Annotated in this window: 5 protein-coding genes; all 5 read left to right on the top strand. The window is 63.4% G+C overall.

The window, feature by feature from the left end:
* Positions 1–328: 328 nt before the first annotated feature.
* Positions 329–1,771, top strand: coding sequence for a sigma-54-dependent Fis family transcriptional regulator (locus JQ632_RS35155; RefSeq protein ID WP_212407299.1), 1,443 nt, complete (start codon positions 329–331; stop codon positions 1,769–1,771).
* 195 nt (positions 1,772–1,966) lie between these two features.
* Entirely contained in the window at positions 1,967–3,277 is a 1,311-nt protein-coding gene (locus tag JQ632_RS35150; RefSeq protein ID WP_212407298.1) for an MFS transporter, read from the top strand.
* 108 nt (positions 3,278–3,385) lie between these two features.
* Positions 3,386–5,434: an acyl CoA:acetate/3-ketoacid CoA transferase gene (locus JQ632_RS35145; RefSeq protein WP_312015699.1), complete on the top strand. Its 2,049-nt coding sequence runs from the start codon at positions 3,386–3,388 to the stop codon at positions 5,432–5,434.
* Between the two features lie 122 nt (positions 5,435–5,556).
* Positions 5,557–6,741 carry a substrate-binding domain-containing protein gene (locus JQ632_RS35140; RefSeq protein ID WP_212407296.1) on the top strand — a complete coding sequence of 395 codons (1,185 nt, stop codon included), beginning with the start codon at positions 5,557–5,559 and terminating at the stop codon, positions 6,739–6,741.
* A gap of 180 nt (positions 6,742–6,921) precedes the next feature.
* A complete protein-coding gene (locus JQ632_RS35135; RefSeq protein WP_212407295.1) occupies positions 6,922–7,686 on the top strand; it encodes an ABC transporter ATP-binding protein in 765 nt (254 codons plus the stop codon).
* Positions 7,687–7,693: the final 7 nt, after the last annotated feature.

Below are 7,693 nucleotides of genomic sequence, written 5' to 3'. Positions count from 1 at the left end.
AGCTTGAAAGCAGGGGCGTGTAGCATCCTGTTCTATCGAGCTCTCCGAATCTTGAGTTTTTGCACAGCCTGGAAAGCTAGGACCCATTGCCCCAAGGAGCAGTTGTGGCGCGAGATCGGGGTTGCGAACCTTCGCCAAATCACTCCCTGTGGTTATGTGTCCTGGATCAGCGCTCCGCTCTGGACAACGCTTCGCTTCGCGTTGCCGGGCGCTACGCTTGTCCAGGACGACGACAAGCTGGGGGTGGGCCAGCACCGTTCCCTCTGATTTCCTCCTTTGAAATTACTGGTCTTTTGGTAATACAGACGGGCTTCCCCCGAGGTACGCCATGTCCGGTCCCTCCTCCGTCGTCAGCGATTCCGCCTATATCCGCGCCCGCGCGATGGAGACGCTGTTCGAGCGGCTGGAGCATCTCTGCGAAGGCGCCATCGCAATCGATCGCAGCGGACGGGTGGTCTATGTCAACGAGAAATACGTCACCGCGATCGGCCTTTCACACGAGTCCGAAGCGCTCGGACGCCCGATCGAGGAGATCATTCCCAACAGCCTGATGCGGCGGGTCGTGGAGACCGGGGAGCCGATCATCCTCGACATCATGGAGCTCGGCGGCGAGCAGCTCGTCGTCACCCGCATGCCGATCGAGGACGAGAGGGGCAATATCATCGGCGCGATCGGCTTCGTGCTTTACGATCGCCTCGAAGGCCTGAAGCCGTTGCTCGCGCGGGTCACCCAGCTCGAAAATGACCTGCGACTGGCGCGTCGGCAATTGTCCAACGCCCGCTCCGCGCGCTTCACCTTCGCCGACTATGTCGGCACAACATCTGGCATCGCACAGGCCAAGGAGCTCGCCGTGCGCGCGGCACGGCAGAGCGTCACGGTGCTGCTCACCGGCGAGACCGGCACCGGCAAGGAGATGCTGGCGCAGGCGATCCACAACGCCTCGTCGCGCGCCGAAAAGCCCTTTGTCAGCGTCAATGTCGCCGCGATTCCCGACACGCTGATCGAGTCCGAGTTCTTCGGCACCGCACCGGGCGCCTATACCGGCGCCGACCGCAAGGGCCGCGAGGGAAAATTCCGTGTCGCCGACGGCGGCACGCTGTTCCTCGACGAGATCGGCGAGATGCCGCTGCAGCTCCAGGCAAAACTGTTGCGGGTATTGCAGGAGCGCGAGATCGAGCCGCTCGGCTCCGATAAGGTCAGCAAGGTCGACGTGCGCGTGATCGCGGCCACCAATGTCGATTTGCACAAGCGCATCAGCGACGGTGCCTTCCGCGCCGATCTCTACTACCGCCTCAACGTGCTTTCGATCGGCCTGCCGCCGTTGCGCGACTGCCTCGACGATCTCCCCGACATCTGCGCGCGGCTGCTCGACGACATCAGCGCGAGCGGCGACTATGTCGGCGCCAAGATCACGCCGAGCGCGCTCGCCGCACTCGCCCGCTATGACTGGCCGGGCAATGTCCGCGAGCTCCGCAACATCCTGGAACGCGCGCTGATCCTGAGCGATTCGGGACGGCTGACCGGCGACGATTTTGCGCGCATTCTCCCGGTCGGCGCCGAAGCCCGGCCGGTTTCGCCTGCGCGGCCTGCCGGCCTCGTCGTGCCCTATGCCGAAGCGGAAGCCGAGTTCGAGAAGCACACCCTCGAGCAGGCGCTCGCCGCCAGCAACGGCCAGATCTCGGAAGCGGCCAAGATGCTGCGCATCTCGCGCGCGACCTTCTACAAGAAGCTCGCCAAGTTCGGCTTGGCGACCGGACCGGCTTCCGTCTGAGTTTCGAGACACTGCGTGTCCGGAGTCTCGGACTCCTGACACGCCGCGTTGCGCCATTCTCCCGCCCGGTTGGCGCTAACTGCTGGATATTCAGTCATTTTGCCCATGCGCTCCGCATCTGGCGCGGCACTTGCTTTTTGCTGTGCACAAAGACGCACACCGCAAGTGCGCGTTCAGAAAACAGGGAGAACGCAAATGAGTGGAGCGATCACAGTCAATCAGCTTCAGGCAAAACATCCGTCGCACGTCACGGTCGCCACCGCGAGCCTGATCGGCACGGCCATCGAGTGGTACGACTTCTTCCTCTACGGCACCGCCGCGGCACTGATCTTCAACAAGCTGTTCTTCCCGACCTTCGACGCGATGGTCGGCACGCTCTTGGCGTTTGCGACCTACGCGCTCGGCTTCGTCGCGCGCCCGCTCGGCGGCCTCGTGTTCGGTCACTACGGCGACAAGATCGGCCGCAAGACCATGCTCTATCTGACACTGCTGATCATGGGCGCGGCGACGGCGGCGATCGGCTTCCTGCCGACCTATGAGACCGCGGGCATCTGGGCCGCGGTGCTGCTGGTCACCTGCCGCCTGATCCAGGGCTTTGGCTTAGGGGGTGAATGGGGCGGCGCCGTGCTGATGGCGGTCGAGCATGCGCCCGAGGACAAGAAAGGTTTTTACGGAAGCTGGCCGCAACTCGGCGCGCCGCTCGGCCTCGTGCTCGGCACGCTGGTGTTCTCGGTCGTGTCTGCATTCCTGACCGACGCGCAGCTTTATGCCTGGGGCTGGCGGATTCCGTTCCTGTTCTCGATCGCGCTGGTTCTCGTCGGGCTCTGGATCCGCTTCACCATCGCGGAGTCGCCGGAGTTCCAGAAGGTCAAGGACAGCAAGCAGGAAGTGAAGATGCCGATCCTGGAAGCGATCCGGCTTTACCCCAAGAACATCCTGCTGGCGATGGGCGCGCGCTTTGCCGAAAACGGCTTCTTCTACATCTACGCGACCTTCGTGCTCGCCTTTGCGACGCAATCGCTCGGCATGAACAGGCAGGACATGTTGAACGGCGTGTTGATCGCAGCCGCGATCGAGACTTTTACCATTCCCGCCTTCGGCGCGCTGTCCGATAAGGTCGGGCGGCGGCCGGTCTATATTTTTGGCGCGGTGTTCTCGGCGCTGATGTCGTTCCCGCTGTTCATGCTGCTGGCGACCAAGAACCCGCAATATGCCTGGATCGCGATCGTGCTCGGCCTCGCGGTCGGACACGCCGCGATGTATGGCCCGCAGGCGAGCTTCCTGTCGGAATTGTTCGGCACAAAAGTGCGCTACAGCGGCGTCTCGCTCGGCTACAATCTCGCCTCGATCTTCGCCGGCGCGCTGTCGCCGCTGATCGCGACGGGATTGATGACGGCCTATGCGCCAGCGACCTGGCCGATCTCGGTCTACATGATCGTGCTCGCGCTGATCACCATCGTCTCGGTCTATTTCGCCACCGAAACACGCAAGATAGTTCAGCCCTGACCGGCTGATCGCATCCCCGACCACACCGGAGCGGCCTAGTCGCGGGCCGCTCCGGGCGATACAAATAGAGCAAAGCAAGAAGACCGAGCAGATATGGGAGGGAACACCGTGAGCCAGCATCCTGCTCTGCCCTACCTGCGCAATTCGGAGAAGGGCAAGGTTGTCACTGCGTCGGAAGCGGTCATGCTGATCCGCGACGGCGATACGGTCGCGACCGGCGGCTTCGTCGGCATCGGCTTTGCCGAGGAGATCGCGCTGGCGCTGGAAGAGCTCTATCTCGCCAATGAGGGCGAGGCGCCCTACACGCAAGGCAAGCCGCGCAATCTGACGCTGGTCTATGCCGCCGGCCAGGGCGACGGCAAGGACCGCGGCCTCAACCATTTTGCGCATGAAGGCCTGGTCAAGCGGGTGATCGGCGGCCATTGGGGCCTTGCGCCAAAGCTGCAGCAACTCGCCATTTCCAACCGGATCGAGGCCTATAATCTGCCGCAGGGCGTGATCACGCATTTGTTCCGCGACATCGCCGCGCATCGGCCGGGCCACATCACCCGCGTCGGCATGGGCACCTTCGTCGACCCGCGCCAGGGTGGCGGAAAGCTGAACGCGCGCACCACCGAAGAGATCGTCCAACTGATCGATATCGGTGGCGAGCAGTGCCTGCTCTACAAGACGTTTCCGATCAATGTCGGCATCATTCGCGCTACCACGGGCGATCCTGACGGCAACCTCAGCATGGAGAAGGAGGCGCTGACGCTGGAGGCCTTGGCGATCGCCATGGCCGCGCATAATTCCGGCGGCATCGTCATCGCGCAGGTCGAGCGCGTCGCCGAGAGCGGCAGCCTCAATCCTCGCCAGGTCAAGATCCCCGGCATCCTCGTCGACTGCGTGGTGGTGGCAAAGCCGGAGAACCACTGGCAGACCTTTGGCACGCAATATAATGCCGCGTTCTCGGGCGAGATCAGGGTGCGCGCGGCCTCGCTTCCCGCGATGCCCATGAGCGAGCGCAAGATCATCGCGCGACGCGCCGCGTTCGAGCTGAAGGCCAACAGCGTCGTCAATCTCGGCATCGGCATGCCCGAGGGCATCGCGTCGGTCGCCAATGAGGAGCGGATCATCGACCTGATCACGCTGACGGCCGAGCCCGGCGTGATCGGCGGCATCCCCGCCAGCGGCATCGATTTTGGCGCGGCGATCAACACGCAGGCGGTGATCGACCAGCCCTACCAGTTCGACTTCTACGACGGCGGCGGGCTGGACGCGGCGTTCCTCGGGCTCGCGCAGGTCGATCGCACCGGCAATCTCAATGTCAGCAAGTTCGGCCCAAAGCTCGCCGGCGCCGGCGGCTTCATCAATATCAGCCAGAACGCCAAGAAGGTCGTGTTCGTCGGCACATTTGGCGCCGGCAAGCTGCGCATCGGGCTCGACGGCGGCAAGCTCGGGATCATTGAAGAAGCCGAGTCGCGCAAATTCGTCGACGCGGTCGAACATGTCACCTTCAGCGGCGCGGTGGCGTCGGCGCGCGGCCAGAGCGTGCTCTATGTCACCGAGCGCTGCGTCTTCGCGCTGCGGCCCGACGGACTGGAGCTTGTCGAGGTCGCGCCCGGCATCGACATCGAGCGCGACATTTTGCGCCTGATGGATTTCAAGCCACTGATCCCGCGCGATCCGCTTCAGATGGACGCGCGGATTTTTCGCGACGACCTCATGGACCTGCGCGAGAGCCTTTTGACCATTCCGCTCGACCAGCGCTTCACGCTGGATGAGCAGCAGAACCTGTTCTTCGTCAATCTCGAGCGCTATCCGCTGCGCAGCAAGGCCGATGTCGACGCCATCGCCAGGACCGTCGAGGCCAAGCTCGCGCCGCTCGGACGTCGCGTCTATGCCATCGTCAATTACGACCACTTTTCGATCCTGCCGGAACTGCTCGACGACTATTCGGCCATGGTGCGAAGCCTGGTCGACCGCTTCTATTCCGGCGTCTCGCGCTACACGACATCAGGCTTCCTGCGCATCAAGCTCGGCGAGGCGCTCGAAAGGCGCGGCGTTGCGCCGCATATCTTCGAGAGCGCCGAAGAGGCGCAATCGGACTGGCGACACGTCGAAGAGGTCAATGCCGCTGATGACGGCACCACGCCGCGCAACGTACGGCAGGCCTAAAAATGATGCAGACATGACAGCGGCGAGACCAGCAGCAAGATCAGGCGGAAGGTGCAATTGCAATGTTCGCAGTGTTGTGCAAATCGCTCTTACCCAACGAATTTGAATCAGGAGGAATCATCGTGCGTCGATCACTCATCATTACAACAGCCATCCTTGGCCTCGCCGCTGGGTCCTCCGCGCAAGCCGACGATCTCAAGATCGCGCTGATCTACGGCAAGACCGGTCCGCTGGAAGCCTATGCCAAGCAGACCGAGACCGGCCTGCAGATGGGTCTTGAATACGCCACCAAGGGCACGATGACGCTGGACGGCCGCAAGATCGTCATCGTCACCAAGGACGACCAGGGCAAGCCTGACCTTGCGAAAGCCGCGCTCGCGGAAGCCTATCAGGACGACAAGGCCGACATCGCGATCGGCACGACGTCGTCGGCCGCAGCGCTCGCGATCCTTCCCGTCGCCGAGGAAAACAAGAAGATCCTGATCGTCGAGCCCGCCGTCGCAGACCAGATTACCGGCGAGAAGTGGAATCGCTACATCTTCCGCACCGGCCGCAACTCCTCGCAGGACGCGATCTCGAACGCGGTCGCGATCGGCAAGCAGGGCGTCACCGTTGCGACGCTGGCGCAGGACTACGCTTTCGGCCGTGACGGCGTCGCCGCCTTCAAGGAGGCGCTTGCCAAGACCGGCGCGACGCTCGCTGCGGAAGAATATGTGCCGACCAACACCACCGATTTCACCGCGGTGGGCCAGCGCCTGTTCGATGCGCTGAAGGACAAGCCGGGTCGCAAGATCATCTGGATCATCTGGGCCGGCGCCGGCAATCCGCCCGCCAAGCTCCAGGACATGGATCCGAAGCGCTACGGCATCGAGCTGTCGACCGGCGGCAATATTTTGCCTGCGCTCGCAGGCTACAAGATCATGCCGGGCATGGAAGGCGCGACCTATTACTACTATGACATCCCGAAGAACCCGGTGAACGACTGGCTGGTCGCCGAGCACCAGAAGCGCTTCAACGCGCCGCCGGATTTCTTCACCGCGGGCGGCTTTGCGGCCGCGATGTCCGTCGTCACCGCCGTCACCAAGGCGAAGTCGACCGACACCGAAAAACTGATCGCGGCGATGGAAGGCATGGAGTTCGACACGCCCAAGGGCAAGATGGTGTTCCGGAAAGAGGACCATCAGGCGCTCCAGAGCATGTATCACTTCAAGGTCAAGGTCGATCCGAACGTCGCCTGGGCCGTGCTCGAGCCGGTGCGCGAACTCAAGATCGAGGACATGAACGTTCCAATCCGCAACAAGCGGTAAGGTGTGCGTGTTCACCTCTCCCGCTTGCGGGAGAGGTCGGCGCGAAGCGCCGGGTGAGGGCTCTCTCCACGTTGGGACTCTCGATTGTGGAAGCACCCTCTCCCCACCCCTCCCCCGCAAGCGGGGGAGGGAGCGCAGTGTGATCGTGGATATGTCCAACCTTCATTCGCTAGACTGCTCATGCCCCTAACCCTCGAAACGCGCGACCTGACCATTCGCTTTGGCGGCCATGTGGCGGTCAACAGCGTCAGTTGCAGCTTCCGCCCCGGCGAGCTCACCGCCATCGTCGGGCCGAACGGCGCCGGCAAGACCACCTATTTCAACCTGATCTCGGGCCAGTTGCGCGCCTCCAGCGGCAGCATCTTGTTCGACGGCACCGACATCACCCAGCACTCCGCGCCGATGCGCACCCGCGCCGGCCTCGGCCGCGCCTTCCAGCTCACAAACCTGTTTCCGAACCTGACGGTCGAAGAGAACGTCCGCCTCGCGGTGCAGGCGGCCGATGGCACGCATTACGACATGCTGCGGCCCTGGATGGTGCGGCGCGACCTGATCGCGCGGGCCGATGCGATTCTCGACCAGGTCGCGCTCGGCAGCCGGCGCGGCGTCGCCGCGACCGCGCTCTCGCACGGCGACCAGCGCAAGCTCGAAGTCGCGCTGATGATCGCGCTGGAGCCAAAAGTCTTCATGTTCGACGAGCCGACCGCCGGCATGAGCATCGACGAGGTTCCGGTCGTCCTCAACCTGATCGCTCAGCTCAAGCAGGACAAGAGCAAGATCATCTTGCTGGTCGAGCACAAGATGGACGTGGTGCGCTCGCTCGCCGACCGCATCATCGTGCTGCATAACGGGCAACTCGTCGCCGACGGCCCACCTGCCGAGGTGATCGCCTCGCCGATCGTGCAGGAAGCCTATCTCGGCGTGGCGCCGAAGAGCGCGGCCTGAGGACCAC

Origin of the sequence: Bradyrhizobium liaoningense, assembly GCF_018130955.1 — a bacterium.
Lineage (GTDB): Bacteria > Pseudomonadota > Alphaproteobacteria > Rhizobiales > Xanthobacteraceae > Bradyrhizobium > Bradyrhizobium liaoningense_C.
Note: the sequence above shows the minus strand (reverse complement) of the source record. Positions and strands in the feature narration are given on the sequence as shown.

Excerpts from the sequence above, each read along its gene's own strand:
- JQ632_RS35135 (WP_212407295.1), top strand. The coding sequence starts at position 6,922 with ATGCCCCTAACCCTCGAAACGCGCGACCTGACCATTCGCTTTGGCGGC.
- JQ632_RS35150 (WP_212407298.1), top strand. The coding sequence starts at position 1,967 with ATGAGTGGAGCGATCACAGTCAATCAGCTTCAGGCAAAACATCCGTCG.
- JQ632_RS35155 (WP_212407299.1), top strand. The coding sequence starts at position 329 with ATGTCCGGTCCCTCCTCCGTCGTCAGCGATTCCGCCTATATCCGCGCC.